The following is a 17,814-nucleotide window of genomic DNA, read 5'->3' on the forward strand; positions in this document are numbered from 1 at the left end:
GACAGTGAAACGCTTATTTTTCGCCGCGCTCATCGCGGCATGCGTGGGGCTTTCGGGCTGCGGCCTCGCGGCCGCGCCGTGCCGGATTGCATCGGCGGGCCTGAAGATCGTGCCAGTCGTCGGTCACGTCGCCGCCGCGCCGACCGATGCGTGCGCCGACGTCATCGATCCTTGACCGGCACGCGCGGCCGTCATCGCAGAATGAAGAACCGAACGATGAACAAGCTCATCACTTACCTGATCGCCGCGCTGGTTGCGCTCGCGTCGTTGACTACGCAAACCGCGCGGGCAATGCCGCTGACGGTTCAGCAAATCCAGACGGCATCGACGCACACCACGCATTACGACTGCCGGGACGGCAAAACCGTCACCGTGCAATACACGAACGCGCGCAATCGCCAGAGCTTCGCGGCGCTGACCGTCGACGGGCGCAAGCTCCTGTTCGTCAACGTGATCGCGGGATCGGGCGCTAGATACGCCGCCGATCAATACGTCTGGTGGACCAAGGGCCCGCAGGCCAACCTGTACGATGAGATGGCCGCTAAAGATTCCCCGCCGCTGCTCGCGGACTGTCAGGCGCGAGAAAAGTAGGCCGGAAGCGCCTGCGCAGCGTGTGGCGGCGGCCGTCCGGCCCTTTGACAGGCGGTGCTACAATGTGCGGCTTTCCCGCAGTGAAAGGGCGGCAGTCGCGAGCGGGCCTTGCCCGCGCCGGAGCAACCGCATTCTGCTGCCGACGCGCACGCCGCACGGCGCCCGATGTCGTCAAAGCGTCACGGAAGCCGTGTTCCATCCAGGTGTGGGCCAAGCTGGGTTCGAAGGCGGCGGGAAGCAAGCCCCGGCGCCCGCCCGCCGAAGCCGGACGCCCGGCGCCCGGCCGAGTGTTCCGACGCGCCAAGGCACGCATCATGCGCAAGAGAAGCGCGCAACTTCTAGCAAATTGCGTCGCGGGTCATTCCGCGCCACCAAAACACACGCGTGATCGCCGGATCCGTTTCAACCATCGTTCACGCGCGCCGCACCGAGCGGCCTTTTAGCGAAAGCCAAGATAGTCACCATGTCTGATTCCGTCGCACCGAACACGTCCACCGAAGAAGCCGCGGCCGCACCGACGTTCGACCAGTTCGGCTTGTCTCCCGAGATCTTGAAGGCGGTGCGCGAGTCGGGCTATACGACGCCCACGCCCATTCAGGCGCAAGCCATTCCGGTCGTGCTGTCGGGCCGCGACGTGATGGGCGCGGCTCAGACCGGCACGGGCAAGACGGCGAGCTTCTCGCTGCCGATCATCCAGCGTCTGCTGCCGAACGCCAACACCAGCGCATCGCCCGCGCGCCATCCCGTGCGCGCGCTCATGCTCACGCCGACGCGCGAGCTGGCCGATCAGGTCGCCGCCAACGTCCAGACCTATTCGAAGCACACGCCGCTGCGCAGCACGGTCGTATTCGGCGGCGTGGACATGAATCCGCAGTCCGAGGCACTGCGCCGCGGCGTCGAGATTCTGATTGCCACGCCGGGCCGTCTGCTGGATCACGTGCAACAGAAGACGCTCAATCTCGGCCAGGTGCAGATGCTCGTGCTCGATGAAGCCGACCGCATGCTGGACATGGGCTTCCTGCCCGACCTGCAACGCATCCTGAACTTGCTGCCGAAGGAACGTCAGACGCTGCTTTTCTCGGCTACCTTCTCGCCGGAAATCAAGAAACTGGCGGCGACGTATCTGCGCAATCCGCAAACCATCGAAGTCGCGCGCAGCAACTCGACCGCGACCAACGTGCGCCAGATCGTCTACGAAGTCCACGAGAGCGACAAGTCGGGCGCGGTCGCGCAGATCATCCGCGAGCGCGGGCTCAAGCAGGTGATCGTGTTCTGCAACAGCAAGATCGGCGCGAGCCGGCTCGCGCGCGTGCTGGAGCGCGACGGCATCGTGGCGACCGCGATTCACGGCGACCGTTCGCAAAGCGAGCGCATGCAGGCGCTCGACGCGTTCAAGCGCGGCGAAATCGAGGCGCTCGTGGCGACCGATGTCGCGGCGCGCGGTCTCGACATCGCCGAACTGCCGGCGGTCATCAACTTCGATCTGCCGTTCAACGCGGAAGATTACGTGCACCGCATCGGCCGGACGGGTCGCGCGGGCGCCTCCGGGGACGCGCTTTCGCTGTGCAGCCCGAACGAGCGCAAGCAGCTGGCGGACATCGAGAAACTCATCAAGCGTCCGCTCGAAGTCGAGACGCTGCAAGTCGCCTCGCCCGTGCGGCGCGACGCATCGCGCCGCGACGAGCGGCCCGCGCGCGGCGAGCGTTCGGAGCATCGGCACGGCGCGCGGGAGGAGTCGGGCTCGCGGCGCCGCACGTCCAGTTCGTATGACCGCCCGCGCGGGCGTCAGCAGCCGGTGGACGAGTTCTTCTTGAAGCCCTACGAACCGTCGCCCGCGGCGATGAAGCGTCAGGAGGAAACGGTCGAGCCTGAGCGCAAGACTGCGCCGAAGCAGCCGCTTGCGGCGCTCCTCGGCGGATTGGGCATGCCGCGCAAGACGTCGTGAGCGCCTGAATCGCGTCAATGGAAACGGCAGCCTGCAACGGCTGCCGTTTTTCATCTCAGGGCACGAATCGCTTCGCCCAGCCGGCGATCGCGCTCGCATAGAACGCATCGAGCGAGCGCGCCGCCGAGGCATCGATGCCCAGATGCCGCGCCGCCTGCACGAGTGCATCGAGCGGAGCGTTTCGATCGAGCGGCGTTGCGCCGGTCTGCTTGCTGAGCTTTTCGCCGGCTTCGTTCGTGACGACCGGCACGTGCAGGTAAGAGGGCGTCGGCGCGCGGAGGCACTGCTGAAGGTAGATTTGCCGAGCGGTCGAATCCAGCAGGTCCGCGCCGCGCACGATGTGCGTGATGCCGGCGTCGGCGTCATCGACGACGACCGCCAGTTGATACGCCCACAAGCCGTCCGCGCGCTTGAGCGCGAAGTCGCCGACTTCGGTGGCGAGATCTTGCGACTGCGGCCCTTGCCAGCGGTCAACAAACGTCACGCGCGCGGCATCGCCATCCGGCACCCGAAGCCGCCACGCGCGCGCCGGGCGGCCGTTCAGCCCGTTGCGGCAGGTTCCGGGATATGCGAGCGTCGCGTGACGCGCGTGCGCATGCACGAGGGAATCGGCGATCTCGCGCCGCGTGCAGCCGCATGGATAAACGAGGCCGCCGGCTTGCAACCGCTCGAAGGCGCGCGCGTACGCGTCGTCGCGCCGGCTCTGCCAGACCGGCGGCTCGTCCGACTCCATGCCGAAGCGGGCGAGCGTCGCGAGAATGTCGTCGGCGGCGCCTGGCACCGTGCGCGGCGAATCGACATCCTCGATCCGCACGATCCACGTTCCGCCGTGCGCGCGGGCATCGAGAAAACTCGCCAGCGCGCTGACGAGCGATCCCGCATGCAGCGGACCCGTCGGCGAAGGCGCGAAGCGGCCGCGATAGCTCATCTAACGGTGCTTAGGCCGCCTGGCCGACTTTCGCGTCCGGATGACACGCGGGACACGTTTCGCCCGCCTTGTAATACGGCGATTGCTGGTCCTCGACGCTCACGACCGCCCGGCAGCCGAAGCACTGCGCGGTGGCCGTCGGCTGAAGAGTCGGATCGAGCGCGGTGCGGTGATCGAACACGAAGCAGTCGCCCGTGTAATGCGCGCCGCCCACTTGCTCGAAGTACTTCAGAATGCCGCCTTCGAGCTGATAAACGTGATCGATGCCGACTTCCTTCATGTGGATGGCGGCTTTTTCGCAGCGGATTCCGCCCGTGCAAAACGACACCACCGTCTTGCCTTCCAGGTCCGCGCGGTTCTGCTCGATCACCTCGGGAAACTCGCTGAACTTCGTGATGCGATAGTCGAGCGCGTTCTCGAACGTGCCGACATCCACTTCGAACGCATTGCGCGTGTCGAGCATCACGACGGGGCGGCCGGCGTCGTCGTGACCGCGGTCGAGCCAGGCTTTCAGCGTGGGCGCATCCACCGACGGCGCGCGGCCGAGTTCCGGCTTGATGGCGGGCTTTTTCATCGTGATGATTTCGCGCTTGAGCCTCACGAGCATGCGGCGAAACGGCTGCTCGTCGGAGAAGCTCTCTTTGAATTGCAGATCGGCGAAACGGCCGCCGAAAAGCGCATCGGTACGCAAATAGTCGATGAATCCGCGCACTTGCGGAACCGGCCCCGCGATGAACAGATTGATGCCCTCCGGCGCCAGCAGGATCGTGCCCTTGAGTCCGAGCGCATGGCAGCGTTCGGTGACGAGCGGCCGCCACGTGGGGCCGTCCTCGATGGTGACGAATTTGTAGGCGGAAAGGTTCAGTATGCTCATGATCGAATACGGGTGAAACGCGTGAAAACGGGACCGACGCGGCACGATTGCGCCGCGCAAACCGCTATTATCCCGCAAACGGCGGTCGCGTCCGGCGCGGCGCGCGGCGTCGTTTTGGCGATCCCTTGCGCGTGCTCAATTTCGAGAGCGGCGAGCGCCTTATCCGTTCGGCCAACGCGGCGCTCGCGGGCAATTTCGCGACGGCCCGCATGTACAATATCGGCATGTCAGATCCCCGCTTCGTTCATCTCCGCGTCCACTCCGAATTCTCGATTGCCGACGGCATCGTGCGGCTGGACGACGTCGTCAAATCAGCCGCCGAAGACGGTCAGGGCGCGCTCGCGTTGACCGATCTCGCCAATGCGTTCGGCCTCGTGCGCTTCTACAAGGAAGCGCGTGGCAAGGGCGTGAAACCGATCGCCGGGTGCGATGTCTGGATCACGAATCCCGCCGACCGCGACAAGCCTTCGCGCCTGTTGCTGCTCGTGCGCGACAAGACCGGCTACCTGAATCTGTGCGAACTGCTGAGCCGGGCGTGGCTCACGAACCAGTATCGCGGCCGCGCGGAAGTGATGGTCGAGTGGCTGGAAGAAGGGCTCGCGCAAGGGCTGCTCGCGCTGTCGGGCGCGCAGACCGGCGACATCGGCATGGCGTTCGCGGCGGGCAATACCGCGAGCGCGGAGCGTCACGCCGAACGTTGGGCGAAGCTTTTTCCGAACGCGTTCTACATCGAGTTGCAGCGCGCCGGTCAGCCTGGCGAGCAGGCGTACATTCTGGAGGCCGTTGCGCTCGCCGCAAAGCTGCGTCTGCCGGTGGTCGCCACGCACCCGCTGCAGTTCATGACCCCGGACGACTACACCGCCCACGAAGCGCGCGTGTGTATTTCCGAGGGCGACATTCTCGCCAATCCGCGCCGCCAGAAGCGGTTCACGACCGAGCAGTATTTCCGCACGCAGGACGAGATGTGCGCGCTCTTCGCGGACATTCCGTCGGCGCTCGCGAATACGGTCGAAATCGCCAAACGCTGCAACCTCACGCTCGAACTCGGTAAGCCGAAGCTGCCGCTTTTCCCGACGCCCGATGGCATGTCGCTCGACGACTACCTCGTGCAGTTGTCGAAAGAAGGTCTCGAAGTGCGGCTCGCGCAGCTCTACCCGGACGAGGCCGAGCGCGCGGCGCAGCGCGAGACGTATTACAAGCGGCTCGATTTCGAGTGCGGCACCATCATCAAGATGGGCTTCCCGGGCTACTTCCTGATCGTCGCCGACTTCATCATGTGGGCGAAGAACAACGGCGTGCCGGTCGGCCCGGGCCGCGGGTCGGGCGCGGGTTCGCTCGTCGCCTACGCGCTCGGCATCACGGATCTCGACCCGCTGCGCTACAACCTGCTTTTCGAACGCTTCCTGAATCCGGAACGCGTGTCGATGCCCGACTTCGACATCGACTTCTGTCAGGAAGGGCGCGATCGCGTCATCCAGTACGTGAAGGGCAAGTACGGCGCGGACGCCGTCTCGCAGATCGCGACCTTCGGCACGATGGCGGCGAAGGCGGCGGTGCGCGACATCGGCCGCGTGCTCGACCTCGGCTACATGTTCACGGACGGCATCGCGAAGCTGATTCCGTTCAAGCCGGGCAAGCACGTGACCATCGCGGACGCGATGAAGGAAGAGCCGGCGCTCCAGGAGCGTTTCGACTCCGAAGACGAAGTGCACCAGTTGCTGGAACTCGCGCAGCGTGTCGAGGGCCTGACGCGCAACGTCGGCATGCACGCGGGCGGCGTGCTGATCGCGCCCGGCAAGCTCACGGATTTCTGCCCGCTCTACACGCAGGGCGAGGACGGCGGCGTCGTCAGCCAGTACGACAAGGACGACGTGGAAGCTGTCGGCCTCGTCAAGTTCGACTTTTTGGGCCTGACCACGCTCACCATTCTGGATTGGGCGGAGCGATACATCCGCCGCCTCGATCCCGGCAAGCGCGACTGGAGCCTCGCGCAGGTGCCGCTGGACGATCCCGCTTCGTTCACCATTCTCAAGAAGGCGAACACCGTCGCCGTGTTCCAGCTGGAAAGCCGCGGCATGCAGGGCATGCTGAAGGACGCGCAGCCGGACCGCTTCGAGGACATCATCGCGCTGGTGGCGCTGTATCGTCCGGGCCCGATGGACCTGATTCCGAGCTTCTGCGCGCGCAAGCACGGGCGCGAGATCGTCGAGTACCCGGACCCGCGCGTCGAGCCTGTCCTGAAAGAGACCTACGGGATCATGGTCTATCAGGAGCAGGTGATGCAGATGGCGCAGATCATCGGCGGATACTCGCTCGGCGGCGCGGACTTGCTGCGTCGCGCGATGGGCAAGAAGAAGCCCGAGGAGATGGCCCAGCACCGCGAGCTTTTCGCGGAAGGCGCGGCGAAAAACGGTCTCACGCGCGAGAAGTCCGACGAAATCTTCGACTTGATGGAGAAGTTCGCGGGCTACGGCTTCAACAAGTCGCACGCGGCGGCGTATGCGCTGCTCGCGTATTACACGGCGTGGCTCAAGGCGCATCATCCGGCGGAATTCATGGCGGCCAACATGTCGCTCGCCATGGACGACACCGACAAGGTGAAGATCCTCTTCGAGGATTGCGCCACGAACGGCATGACGGTGCTGCCGCCCGACATCAATCAGTCGGCGTATCGTTTCGAGCCGGTGGTGGAGCCTGACGGCAAGCGTTCGAAGACGATCCGCTACGGTCTCGGCGCGGTGAAGGGCAGCGGGCAGAACGCGATCGAGGAAATCCTGCGAGCGCGCGCGGACGGCGCATTCACGGATCTTTTCGATTTCTGCGAGCGCATCGACCGGCGCATCGTGAACCGGCGCACCGTGGAAGCCCTGATCCGCGCGGGCGCGTTCGACGCGCTGCACGTCAATCGCGCGCAATTGCTGGCTTCGGTGCCGCTCGCGATGGAAGCCGCCGAGCAGGCCGCCGCCAACGCCATGCAGGCCGGCCTCTTCGACATGGGCGACGCGCCGCTGCAGAAGCACGAACTCGTCGACGAGCCGGCGTGGTCGGACAAGAAGCGTCTTCAGGAAGAGAAGACGGCGCTCGGCTTCTATTTGTCGGGGCATCTTTTCGACGCCTACAAGGGCGAAGTGCGCCGCTTCGTGCGCCAGAAAATCGGCGAGCTGAAGGAAGGGCGCGAGAAGCTCGTCGCGGGCGTGATTTCGTCGATGCGCACGCAGATGACGCAGCGCGGCAAGATGCTGATCGTGAATCTCGACGACGGCACGGGTCAGTGCGAAGTGACCGTCTTCAACGAGCAGTTCGAAGCGAACAAGGCGCTTTTCAAGGAAGACGAACTCTTGGTCGTGCAGGGCCAGGCGCGCAACGACGCGTTCACGGGCGGCATCCGCTTTACCGTCGATACCGCGATGGACCTCGAACGCGCACGCAGCCGCTACGCGCAGTCGGTGAAGGTGGAGATGAACGGTAACGCCGACGCATTGCGGCTGCGCCGCGTGCTCGAAGCGCATGCGGCAGGCGAGCAGGCCGCGCCGCCGCCGATGCCTGTCAGGGACAACGGCCGTCAACGTCAAAGCGCCGCGCCCATCCCGAACGGGCTGAACGTGAGCATCGTCTATCGCAGCGAGCACGCGGAAGGCGAAGTGCGTCTGGGCGACGCGTGGCGTGTGAAGCCTACCGATGATCTCATCAGCGCGCTGCGCGGGGAGTTCGCGGGGAGTGCGATTGAGATTGTTTATTGATGCGCATCGGAATATCGGCCAATGCCCTGAAGCATTCCGGCGGCCTTGAACGATACGCGATGGATCTGGTGCGCGGCTTCGCGCAAGCCGGTTTCGTCGCGCCGAACAAACCGGCGTTTTTTGCGCGCAAGATCGATTCTTCGCTGCCGGAATATGAACTGGTGCAGGCGCATCGCATCAACGTGTCGTTCCTGCCGGGGAAGTGGCGCGATGCCTTTTTCTCGTGGGCGTTGCAGCGCGAACGCAGGCGCGCGAACGTCGACGTGCTGTTCGGTTGCAATCGCGTGAAGGGTTCGGAGATCGCGGTCTGCGGCGGCACGCATATCGGCTTTCTGCGCGCGACCGGGCGGCGCGAGAAGCGTTCGGACACGCGGCAGATTGCGCTCGAACGGAGTCAATACGCGCAGGCGTCGGTCATCGTCGCGCATTCGGACATGATGTGCGAGGAGCTTCGCACGCTCTATGGCATTGCTGACGACAAGATCCGCGTGCTGTATCCACCCGTCGATGGCGCGCGTTTCTCGCCCGTCGATGCGACGGAACGCGAACGTCTGCGCGAGCAGTTCGGCTTTGCGCCTGACGAAACCGTGCTGCTGTTTCCATCGAGCAGTCACGAGCGCAAAGGTCTGCCGCTCATCGAGAACGCGCTCGCTGGAATGAAGGTGACGGTCGCGGTGGCGGGGCGCGCGCCGGAAAGGGCGGCGTCGAACGTGCGCTATCTCGGTTACGTGAAGAGCATCGAAGAAGCGTATCGCGCCGCGGATTTCACGATTCTCGCGTCGAGCTACGAACCGTTCGGCCTCGTCGGCATCGAATCGGTGATGTGCGGCACGCCGGTGATTTTTCCGGCGAGCGTCGGTTGCGCCGATGCCATCGCGGACGGCGCGAAACATATCTTCAAGCCCGGCGATGTGAACGATCTGCGTCGCGTGGCGAGCGCGGCCATCACATCGCCACGCGTTCGTGTGTCCGGCGCGTCGGTGCGCTACGACGCGAGCGTCGCGGCGCACGTCGATGCGCTGCTCGCGCTGGCGCGGGACGTGGCTAGCCAATCCGGTTCAGATGAGCGAGTTTGAGGAAGCGGTAATAAACGGTCTGCGCGTTGAATAGCGCGATCATGAAGCCGGTTTTCCCGTCGAGAAATCCCCGCCTCAGGATATAGGTGCGAACGAAGGCCCACGCGCCGCGCGACACCGCCACACCGAAACTGCCGCGCTTGCCTGCCGCATGGCGCTGCCGCGCGCCGGCGGTCGAATAGGCGTCGAGCTTGCGCAACACCGCCTCGAAGTCCTCGTAGGAATAATGCATGAGCTTGCCACTCAGGCGCGCAACCGGTTTGTCCGTCGACAGCACGAGGCGCTCGTGTACCAGATCCGCCGAAAACCGCGCCGTGCCGCGCCTGAACAGACGTGGAATCCAGTCCGGGTACCAGCCGCTGTGATGCACCCACACGCCGCAAAAGCTCGATAGCCGGTCAATGGCGTACACATCGGCGCGCGGATCGCGCATCGCCGACTGGATCGATGTCGCGAGTTCCGGCGAGACGACTTCATCCGCGTCGATCGACATGATCCAGTCCGTGGTCAGCGCATCGACCGCGCGGTTCTTCTGCGGACCGAAGCCGGGCCACTCGCGCGCTTCGATCACCAGCGCGCCGTTCGTCCGCGCGATGTCCGCGGTCGCGTCCGTGCTGCCGCCATCGACGACGACGATACGATCCGCGAACGAGACCGCTTGCAGGCACTGCGCGAGCCGCGCGGCGGCGTTGTACGTGATGATGGCGATGCCGAGGGTAGGGCGTGACATGAGGCTTCGTAGGCGTACGAGTTGGTATAATTATTGAATGGATGCACCGCTTTGCGGCGTTCTGCGTCACGATCCACGGTTCAGGCCAACGATCGGCGCGCCTTGGCTTTGGTGTGGACTCGAAGGGGCCGCGCGCTTTCTGTCGTAGCGGCGCTAGAGGTTTTTCGGCATGGCCCGTAGTGTGCCTGATGGCTAACCGAAGCAGAAGGTCAAAGGGGTGTTGGCAGCTTGGTCGCAACGGGGTTTCGTTTCTTGTCTTTCGAACCGCATCGCCTTTTCGTGAACGTTCGCGGCGCGGCAGCATCCGATTAGCCGGCCCATCGGTCATCGCGCGGCGCGTTGTCGGGCGGCGCGCGCATCCGCCAGTCTTTATTCGAATTTATGAGCCGACTCTCCGGGCGCATTCGCGTGATTGCCCGATCGATACCCAGGCTGGCGCTAAAAGCGTTCCGCCGGCCGCCGACCGAAGTGTCGAGTATTCTGATCGCGCACCACTTGTTGCTCGGCGATACGCTGCTGCTCACCCCGCTCATCGCTAAACTGCGCGAACGCTATCCCGATGCACGCATCGCGCTGACTTGCCCGAAAGCCATCGTGCCGCTGTTCGCGGGTCACCCGTTCGGCGCCCACGCGCTGCCATTCGATCCGCGCGATGTCAAAAGCGTGCTGTCTGTCGTGAATTCGGGCCCCTACGACCTCGGCATCGTCGCGGGCGAGAACCGGTTTGCGTGGCTCGCCCTGGCTGCGGGTTGCCGGTGGATCGTCGGACATGGCGGCGATACGCCCGCCTGGAAAAACTGGCCGCTCGACGAACCGCATCCCTATCCTTCGAAGCCCGCAGCGTGGGCGGATATTGCGGCGATGCTGATTGACGGCCCCGCGCCGCATCGCGCGCGCCCCGGCGACTGGCCGGAACCTGCGGCTGCAGCCTTTTCACCGGCGGATGCGCAGGCGCTCGCGCGGCCTTACGTCGTGCTGCATCCGGGCGCGAGCACGACGGTCAAACGTTGGCCGCAGGCGCGCTGGCGGGCGCTGGCCGAACGCGTCGAGGCGCTCGGTTACGCGCCGGTCTGGAGCGGCGGCCCCGGCGAAGTCGAACTCATCCGTGCGATTGACCCGCAAGGGCGTCATGCCAGCTTCGCGGGCCGCGTCGGGCTGGGCGAGTTGTGGCATCTCTTCAAGGGCGCGCGGGCGCTCGTCTGTCCAGATACCGGCGTGGCGCACCTTGGCCGCATGGTTGGCGTGCCGACGGTCACGCTCTTCGGTCCGGGCAACGCATTCATTCACGGTGCGGGAGATTTCTGGTCCGACGCGCGCTTTCAGCCCGTCACCATCGCGGGCATGCCGTGCCGCGACCAGCCGATCATATTCCGTCGTCATGTCTCGTGGGTGCAGCGGTGCGACCGCAACGAGCATACTTGTGTCGCGTGGCGGGGAGATCACGCGGAATGTATGGGCCTCGTCTCGCTCGATGCAGTGAGTCAGGCGCTAGAGGACATGCTGACGGAAGCTTCATGACCAAAACAATATCTCCGCAGCCTGATTGGTTACTGTGGATCGGCGCGCCGGTCATCCTGTTCGTCGTCACGTTCGCGCACATGACGGCACTCGAATATATTGCGCTGGGGTTCGTCGGCGTGGGCACGATCGCGGTCGGATTCACGCGCGGCGCGCCTTCGCCGCTGCGCTGGCCGTTGATGATGCCCATCGCGCTATGGGCCGCGTGGACGCTCCTGTCCGTATCGTGGTCGCCATTGCCCGCGGTCAGCATGCACGCGTGGCTCGACGAGGTGTGTTACCCGCTACTTGGGTTTTTCGGCTTCTGGCTGATCGGCGCGCGCGTCGCGCGTGCCGAACGCTTCGTGCTTGCCCATTGGGCGGCGTGCGTGCTGGTGGCCTTGATCAGCGCGGTCTACTGGGGGCAGCTGCAACCGCCGACCGCCGACACCTTCATGCTGCACTACTACAACCGTGTCGGCCATACGAGCACGGTCGCGTTGTTCGGCATTGCGCTGTTCGTCGGCACGATGCTAGAAGGCAAGTGGCGCCTGATCGGCGTGTCGGGGATCTTGCTCACTATCTTTATCGGTATCGCGACGCTGAACCGGTTTTTCGGGATCGGGGCCTTCATCACGCTGGTGCTCGCGCTCAGTCCGCTGTACCGCAAGCACATGACCGTCGCGCTGATCGCGCTTGCGATTATCGGCGTGTCGGCGGTCGCGGTATTGGAAGTCAGCGCCCGGATGCGGTTCGAGAGGATTCCGCCGCAATTGCCTGCTCATGGCGTGACGATCGAAGGCGACCGCATCCCCGTGCCGTCCTTTTTGCCGGGCATCGCCGATACGCTCGCCGCCGACACGCGCCCGCGCCTCTGGGCGTTCTACGGGCGCGCGGGCGAGGCGCACAAGTGGACGGGCATCGGCTTCGGCAAGCCGCTGCCGGGCCAGGTCTATGGCCGCGAGATTCCACCGCGTCTGCTCGCTGCGGAGTCGCAGGCGCTCACGCACGCACATAATCTGTTTCTGAACACCTGGCTCGAAACCGGCCTGATTGGTGTATTGCTGCAAGTTCTGTTGCTGGCGGCGCTGGTGCGGCGCTTCCTGCGCGTGCGACGCGAGTTGCCCTGGCTGGCTGCGGGCGGCATCGCGCTCGTCGGCGCGATGATCGCCAAGAATTTCACCGACGACTTCATGTGGCAAACCACCGCGCTCGCGTTCTGGTGTTTCGCGGGCCTCATGCTCGGACGCGCCGAGCGTTTGACGAAGCGTCTGCCGCCCGCGCGCGGCGCGACAGCCGACGCGCCGCGCGCCGACTGAGCGGCCTGCGGCCCCGATCTTCGCGCCGGATTAGAATAGCCGGATTTTGTGCTTGTCCGCCCGACGCGGTTAAGCAGGCGTATCACGCACCGCATACCGAGGAACGACTTGAGCAAGAACCCATCACTTCGCAAGCCCATCGGCGGCACGGAAGCTTCGTCGCCCATGGCCGTCATGAAGCGGCTCTGGCCGTACATTCGCCCGTTGATGGGCATGGTCATTCTCGGGATCTCGACGATGGGCATCGTCGCCGCGACCGAGGCCGGCATTCCGATGCTGCTCAAGCCGCTGCTCGATCACGGCTTCGGCACGAAGGGCAGCGATCATGCGAAGTGGCTCGTGCCTGCCGCCGTCATCGGTTTGGCGCTCGTGCGCGGTGCGGCGCAGTACGCGTCGGGCTATTTCCTGTCGTACGTGTCGAACAAAATCTTGCTGCAACTGCGGCTCGAAATGTTCCAGCGGATGATTCACACCAGCGCCGGTTTCTTCCAGCGTGAGACGGCGAGCACGGTCATCAACGCGATCGTCTTCGAGGTCAATCAGATTCTCTCGGTGCTGTCGAGCGTGGTCGTCACGCTCGTGCGCGATTCGCTCACGGTCGTCTTCCTGCTCGGCTACCTGTTCATTCTCAACTGGCGGCTCACGTTGATCGTCGCGGTCATCCTGCCGCTGATCGGCTGGCTCGTGAGCAAGATCAATCGCCGCCTGCGGCGGCTGAACCGCGAGCATCAGGCGCTCACGAACGAACTGTCGTATGTCGTCGAGGAAACCGTGGGCGGCTACAAGGTCGTCAAGGTGCACAACGGCGAGCGTTACGAGATTGACCGCTTCACGGATATGAGCCACCGCCTGCGCGGTTATTCCATGCGCATGCAGGTGTCGGGCGGCCTCGCGCAGCCCCTCACGCAGTTCCTGGCGTCGATCGCGCTGGCGGTCGTGCTGACCATCGCGGTGGTGCAGTCCGCCAACGATCAGACCACGGTCGGCGGTTTCGTGGCGTTCGTCACGTCGATGCTGCTGGTCATTTCGCCGCTGAAGCATTTGATCGACATCAATCAGCCGATGCAGCGCGGCATGACCGCCGCCGAACTGATCTTCGGGCTGATCGACGAACCCTCGGAGCCGGCCGGCGGCGGGCGTCACCTGGAACGCGCGCGCGGTGAAGTCGAATTCCGCGACGTCTCGTTCGCCTATTCCGCCGACCGGTCGACGCTCGATCACGTGTCCTTCAAGATCGCGCCGGGCGAGATGATCGCGCTGGCGGGGCCGTCCGGCAGCGGCAAGACGACGCTCGTGAATCTGTTGCCACGGTTCTTCGATCCTGCGAGCGGCGACGTGCTGGTGGACGGCGTTCCACTGCGCGACTATGCGCTTTCCGACCTGCGCGCGCAGATGGCGATGGTGAGTCAGGATGTCGTGCTTTTCAACGACAGTATCGCGGCTAACGTCGCCTATGGCACGACGCCCGACCGCGAGCGCGTGCTTCGCGCACTCGCTGCGGCAAACCTTGCGGACATGGTGGCGTCGATGCCTGATGGCATCGATACGCTCGTCGGTGGCAACGGGATGCGTCTGTCAGGTGGCCAGCGGCAACGGCTCGCCATCGCGCGCGCGCTCTATAAAGACGCGCCGATCCTGATTCTCGACGAAGCGACGTCCGCGCTCGATTCCGAGTCTGAGCGGCATGTGCAGTCCGCGCTGGAGACGCTCATGAAGGGCCGGACGACGCTCGTGATTGCGCACCGGCTCTCCACGATCGAGCGCGCGGACCGCATTCTGGTCATGGACGCCGGGCGCATCGCGGAGCAGGGCAGTCACGCCGAATTGCTGCGGCAGAACGGGCTTTACGCACGTCTGCATCGCATGCAGTATCAGCAGGAAGCGGCCTAGCTCCCATGTCCAACAGATATTTCCTCATAATCCCGACGCTGGCCGTCGGAAAGATGCCTGGGCGATGAAGCGAATCCTGGTCGTGAAAGTCACGTCGTTGGGCGATGTGATTCAGGCTCAGACAGTGGTGGGCGATCTGCATCGGGCGTTTCCCGGCGTCATCATCGACTGGGCGGTCGACGAGGCGTTCGCCGACATTCCCCGCTGGAATCCGGGAGTCGAGCGTGTGCTGTGCGCGCCGCTTCGTCGCTTCAAGAAGATGCGAAGCCTTCGCGATCTGTCGGCCATCTGGTCTTCGGTATCCGACCTTCGACGCGAGAAATACGATCTGGTGCTGGATCTGCATGGCGTCTACAAGAGCGCGATCATTTCTTTTCTGACGCGCTCGAAGCGCCGCTTCGGATATTCACGTGTAAATCTCGGCGAGTCCGGGGCAGCCTTCGCTTACACCCACCGCTTCGCGCCGCGCAATGACGCCAACGCATGGGAAGGCATGCGTCGTACGCTGTCCGAAACGTTCGGATATTCGATCGACCCGTTCCCGCCCACTGCCTTCGCCATTCCGAAGCCGAAGGCGCCGCCGCAGGCTGTGTCCGACATGCCTTTCGCGTTGCTCTTTCACGCGACATCGAAAGCGGAAAAGAAGTGGCCCACTACGCACTGGGTCGCTATTGCAAAGGCCCTTGTCGAGCGTGGCCTGACTCCGCTGTTACCGTGGGGAACGGACGGAGAGCGGACCGAGGGTGAGGCGATCGCCCGTGAGGTGCCGAATGCACGTGTCCTGCCAAGGCTCACGATCGAGGAAATCGCCCAGCACGTAGACCTCGCAGCACTCGTGGTCGGGACCGATACCGGCCTTGTGCACCTCGCGTCCGCGTTGCGCAAGCCTACCGTCATGATTTTCACCGCGACGTCACGGCCGCATTTCGGCGTGAACATTCCGGGCGCGTGCTTGTCGGTGGGGGATGAAGGCAGGCCGCCTTCGGTCGAGGATGTGCTGGCGGCCATTCGAGCGGTCGAGCCTGCGAAGCGGGAGGCGGGGAGGCAGGCGACTACATCAACACAATGTCATACTGCTCTTGACTCAAATTCGACTCCACCTGCAACGAGACCGGTTTCCCGATGAAGTCCATCAGCATCGCCAGATGCTGTGACTCTTCCTCCAGAAACAGATCGATGACCTGCTGCGAGGCCACCACGCGGAACTCGCGCGGGTTGAACTGCCGCGATTCGCGCATGATCTCCCGCAGCACGTCGTAGCAGACGGTCCGCGGCGTCTTCACCTGTCCCTTGCCCTGACACGTCGGGCATGGCTCGCACAGCACATGCGCGAGCGACTCCCGCGTGCGCTTGCGCGTCATCTCGACGAGCCCCAGCTGCGAGAACCCGTTCACGGTCACGCGCGTGCGATCGCGCGACAGCGCCTTCTTCAGCTCGCCCAGCACCTGATCGCGATGCTCGACATTCTCCATGTCGATGAAATCGATGATGATGATCCCGCCCAGGTTCCTCAAACGCAATTGCCGCGCGATGGTGTGCGCCGCTTCGAGATTGGTCTTGAAGATGGTGTCGTCGAAATTGCGCGCGCCGACATACCCGCCCGTGTTCACGTCGATGGTCGTCATCGCCTCGGTCTGGTCGATCATCAGATAGCCACCCGACTTGAGATCGACGCGCCGCGACAGCGCCCGCTGAATCTCCGCTTCGATGTTGTACAGGTCGAAGAGCGGCCGCTCACCGGTGTAGTGATGCACACGCGACGCAACCGCGGGCGTGAATTCCGCCGCGAAGTCCGCGAGCATCTGATAGGTCTCACGCGAATCGACCTGAATGCGCGTGGTCTCGTCGTTCACGAAGTCGCGCAACACGCGCTGCGCGAGGTTCAGGTCCTGATAGAGCAGCGTCGTCGGCGGCACGCGCTGCGCCTGCGTCACGATGGTCGCCCATGTCTTGCGAAGATAGGCGACATCGGCGCCGAGTTCTTCGCTCGACGAATCTTCCGCGATGGTCCGCACGATATAGCCGCCTTTCTCGTCGGCCGGCAAAACGGCGGTGAGACGTGCGCGAACGGCCTCGCGTTCCGCCTCGCTCTCGATCTTCTGCGAGATGCCGATATGCGGCTCCTGCGGCAGATACACGAGCGTGCGTCCCGCGATGCTCACCTGCGTCGACAGGCGCGCGCCCTTCGTGCCGATGGGGTCCTTCACGACCTGCACCATCAGCGCCTGACCTTCGAACACGATCTTCTCGATCGGCACATGCGCGGCCGATCCATGCGCCTCGCCCGCGATGCGCGGATGCCAGATATCGGCCACATGAAGGAATGCGGCGCGCTCCAGACCGATGTCGATGAACGCCGACTGCATGCCCGGCAACACGCGCACGACCTTGCCGAGATAGACGTTGCCCACGCGCCCGCGCGAAAGCGTGCGCTCGACGTGAAGCTCCTGAACGGCGCCTTGCTGAACCAGTGCGACGCGGGTTTCTTGCGGTGTGACGTTGATCAGGATTTCTTCGTTCATGGCCTGTTTAGAATTCGACGCGCGCCACGCGCAAGAGTGCTGCGGTTTCGAAAAGGGGCAGACCCATGATACCCGAATAGGACCCCTCGATTCGCTCGATGAACGCCGCCGCGCGGCCTTGAATACCGTACGCGCCCGCCTTGCCGAGCGGCTCGCCGGTCGCGGCATAGCGTTGCAGCGCAGCACGCCCGACAGCGGCGAAGCGCACCGTTGAGCGCGACAGCGCGACTTCGAGCAGCGTGCCTTCGGCATCCACGACGGCAAGCGCGGTCAGCACTTCATGCTCGCGGCCAGCGAGGCGTTCGAGCATCGCGACGGCATCGGCTTCATGCAAAGGCTTGCCGAGAATCAGGCCGTCGATGGTGACCGTTGTATCGGCGACGAGAATCGGCGCAGGTGAATGTCCGCCGGCAATGAGCCGCGCGCGGGCCGCGTGCGCCTTCAGTGCGCAGACGCGCACGACATACGCGTCGGCGGCTTCACCGGGAAGCTCGGCTTCGAGGGCTTCGGCGTCTTCATCGGGGCGGGGCAGCAGCAGTTCGTATTGCACGCCCAGTTGCCGCAGCAACTCCTGGCGGCGCGGGCTTTGCGAAGCGAGATACACGAAGGGATGAGCGGGCATCGGCGAAAAGGTTCTCGAAGACGTGTGCGCGCGGTCGGACGGCACAAAACGTCGACACGACAGGAAGCCTGACGAAGACC

General features: G+C 64.6%; 14 protein-coding genes. 9 read left to right on the plus strand and 5 right to left on the minus strand.

What is annotated here, in order from left to right:
- Positions 1 to 4: 4 nt before the first annotated feature.
- The 3 genes from GV035_RS29120 (at position 5) to GV035_RS14160 (ending at position 2,536) form a co-directional block, all read left to right on the plus strand.
- Positions 5 to 175: a DUF6726 family protein gene (locus GV035_RS29120; protein ID WP_201303974.1), complete on the plus strand. Its 171-nt coding sequence runs from the start codon at positions 5 to 7 to the stop codon at positions 173 to 175.
- Between the two features lie 41 nt (positions 176 to 216).
- A complete protein-coding gene (locus GV035_RS14155) occupies positions 217 to 591 on the plus strand; it encodes an MliC family protein (protein ID WP_159835691.1) in 375 nt (124 codons plus the stop codon).
- A 463-nt stretch (positions 592 to 1,054) separates the two neighbouring features.
- Positions 1,055 to 2,536 carry a DEAD/DEAH box helicase gene (locus GV035_RS14160; RefSeq protein WP_159835692.1) on the plus strand — a complete coding sequence of 494 codons (1,482 nt, stop codon included), beginning with the start codon at positions 1,055 to 1,057 and terminating at the stop codon, positions 2,534 to 2,536.
- A gap of 55 nt (positions 2,537 to 2,591) precedes the next feature.
- Here the strand turns inward: GV035_RS14160 and gluQRS are convergent, their stop codons facing one another.
- Positions 2,592 to 3,464 carry a tRNA glutamyl-Q(34) synthetase GluQRS gene (gene gluQRS / locus GV035_RS14165; protein ID WP_159835693.1) on the minus strand — a complete coding sequence of 291 codons (873 nt, stop codon included), beginning with the start codon at positions 3,462 to 3,464 and terminating at the stop codon, positions 2,592 to 2,594.
- A gap of 10 nt (positions 3,465 to 3,474) precedes the next feature.
- Complete coding sequence (locus tag GV035_RS14170) at positions 3,475 to 4,338, minus strand: sulfurtransferase (protein WP_159835694.1); 864 nt, start codon at positions 4,336 to 4,338, stop codon at positions 3,475 to 3,477.
- Positions 4,339 to 4,547: 209 nt separating this feature from the next.
- On the opposite strand from GV035_RS14170, the gene dnaE reads away from it, so the two are divergent.
- A complete protein-coding gene (gene dnaE, locus GV035_RS14175; RefSeq protein WP_159837914.1) occupies positions 4,548 to 8,078 on the plus strand; it encodes a DNA polymerase III subunit alpha in 3,531 nt (1,176 codons plus the stop codon).
- A complete protein-coding gene (locus GV035_RS14180; RefSeq protein ID WP_159835695.1) occupies positions 8,078 to 9,154 on the plus strand; it encodes a glycosyltransferase family 4 protein in 1,077 nt (358 codons plus the stop codon). Before dnaE ends, GV035_RS14180 begins: the two co-directional genes overlap by 1 nt.
- On the opposite strand, the gene GV035_RS14185 is transcribed toward GV035_RS14180, so the two are convergent.
- Complete coding sequence (locus GV035_RS14185; protein ID WP_159835696.1) at positions 9,123 to 9,884, minus strand: glycosyltransferase family 2 protein; 762 nt, start codon at positions 9,882 to 9,884, stop codon at positions 9,123 to 9,125. The two genes, GV035_RS14180 and GV035_RS14185, sit on opposite strands and share 32 nt — an antisense overlap.
- A 381-nt stretch (positions 9,885 to 10,265) precedes the next feature.
- On the opposite strand from GV035_RS14185, the gene GV035_RS14190 reads away from it, so the two are divergent.
- The 4 genes from GV035_RS14190 (at position 10,266) to waaC (ending at position 15,716) form a co-directional block, all read left to right on the plus strand.
- A complete protein-coding gene (locus tag GV035_RS14190; protein WP_159835697.1) occupies positions 10,266 to 11,402 on the plus strand; it encodes a glycosyltransferase family 9 protein in 1,137 nt (378 codons plus the stop codon).
- The gene (locus GV035_RS14195) at positions 11,399 to 12,700 is read left to right on the plus strand and encodes an O-antigen ligase family protein (RefSeq protein ID WP_159835698.1); all 1,302 of its coding nucleotides are present in this window, start codon (positions 11,399 to 11,401) and stop codon (positions 12,698 to 12,700) included. The genes GV035_RS14190 and GV035_RS14195 overlap by 4 nt, the downstream gene beginning before the upstream one ends.
- 165 nt (positions 12,701 to 12,865) lie before the next feature.
- Positions 12,866 to 14,590, plus strand: a complete 1,725-nt coding sequence (gene msbA, locus GV035_RS14200) for a lipid A export permease/ATP-binding protein MsbA (protein ID WP_201304037.1) — start codon at positions 12,866 to 12,868, stop codon at positions 14,588 to 14,590.
- A gap of 64 nt (positions 14,591 to 14,654) precedes the next feature.
- Complete coding sequence (gene waaC / locus GV035_RS14205; RefSeq protein ID WP_159835700.1) at positions 14,655 to 15,716, plus strand: lipopolysaccharide heptosyltransferase I; 1,062 nt, start codon at positions 14,655 to 14,657, stop codon at positions 15,714 to 15,716.
- On the opposite strand, the gene rng is transcribed toward waaC, so the two are convergent.
- Positions 15,643 to 17,112 (minus strand): ribonuclease G, encoded by a 1,470-nt coding sequence (gene rng, locus GV035_RS14210; RefSeq protein ID WP_159835701.1) that lies wholly within the window; start codon positions 17,110 to 17,112, stop codon positions 15,643 to 15,645. The genes waaC and rng overlap by 74 nt on opposite strands.
- Before the next feature lie 7 nt (positions 17,113 to 17,119).
- Positions 17,120 to 17,734 (minus strand): Maf family protein, encoded by a 615-nt coding sequence (locus tag GV035_RS14215; RefSeq protein WP_159835702.1) that lies wholly within the window; start codon positions 17,732 to 17,734, stop codon positions 17,120 to 17,122.
- Between the last annotated feature and the right edge of the window lie 80 nt (positions 17,735 to 17,814).

The organism is Burkholderia sp. 8Y (genome assembly GCF_902506145.1).
In the GTDB taxonomy this organism is placed as follows: Bacteria; Pseudomonadota; Gammaproteobacteria; order Burkholderiales; family Burkholderiaceae; genus Caballeronia.

Bases quoted from the DNA above. Each gene is read 5' to 3' on its own strand.
- GV035_RS14195 (WP_159835698.1), top strand. From the start codon at position 11,399: ATGACCAAAACAATATCTCCGCAGCCTGATTGGTTACTGTGGATCGGC.
- dnaE (WP_159837914.1), top strand. From the start codon at position 4,548: ATGTACAATATCGGCATGTCAGATCCCCGCTTCGTTCATCTCCGCGTC.
- GV035_RS14190 (WP_159835697.1), top strand. From the start codon at position 10,266: ATGAGCCGACTCTCCGGGCGCATTCGCGTGATTGCCCGATCGATACCC.
- gluQRS (WP_159835693.1), bottom strand. From the start codon at position 3,464: ATGAGCTATCGCGGCCGCTTCGCGCCTTCGCCGACGGGTCCGCTGCAT.
- GV035_RS14180 (WP_159835695.1), top strand. From the start codon at position 8,078: ATGCGCATCGGAATATCGGCCAATGCCCTGAAGCATTCCGGCGGCCTT.
- GV035_RS14185 (WP_159835696.1), bottom strand. From the start codon at position 9,884: ATGTCACGCCCTACCCTCGGCATCGCCATCATCACGTACAACGCCGCC.
- GV035_RS14160 (WP_159835692.1), top strand. From the start codon at position 1,055: ATGTCTGATTCCGTCGCACCGAACACGTCCACCGAAGAAGCCGCGGCC.
- waaC (WP_159835700.1), top strand. From the start codon at position 14,655: ATGAAGCGAATCCTGGTCGTGAAAGTCACGTCGTTGGGCGATGTGATT.
- GV035_RS14155 (WP_159835691.1), top strand. From the start codon at position 217: ATGAACAAGCTCATCACTTACCTGATCGCCGCGCTGGTTGCGCTCGCG.
- GV035_RS14170 (WP_159835694.1), bottom strand. From the start codon at position 4,338: ATGAGCATACTGAACCTTTCCGCCTACAAATTCGTCACCATCGAGGAC.
- GV035_RS14215 (WP_159835702.1), bottom strand. From the start codon at position 17,734: ATGCCCGCTCATCCCTTCGTGTATCTCGCTTCGCAAAGCCCGCGCCGC.
- msbA (WP_201304037.1), top strand. From the start codon at position 12,866: ATGGCCGTCATGAAGCGGCTCTGGCCGTACATTCGCCCGTTGATGGGC.
- rng (WP_159835701.1), bottom strand. From the start codon at position 17,112: ATGAACGAAGAAATCCTGATCAACGTCACACCGCAAGAAACCCGCGTC.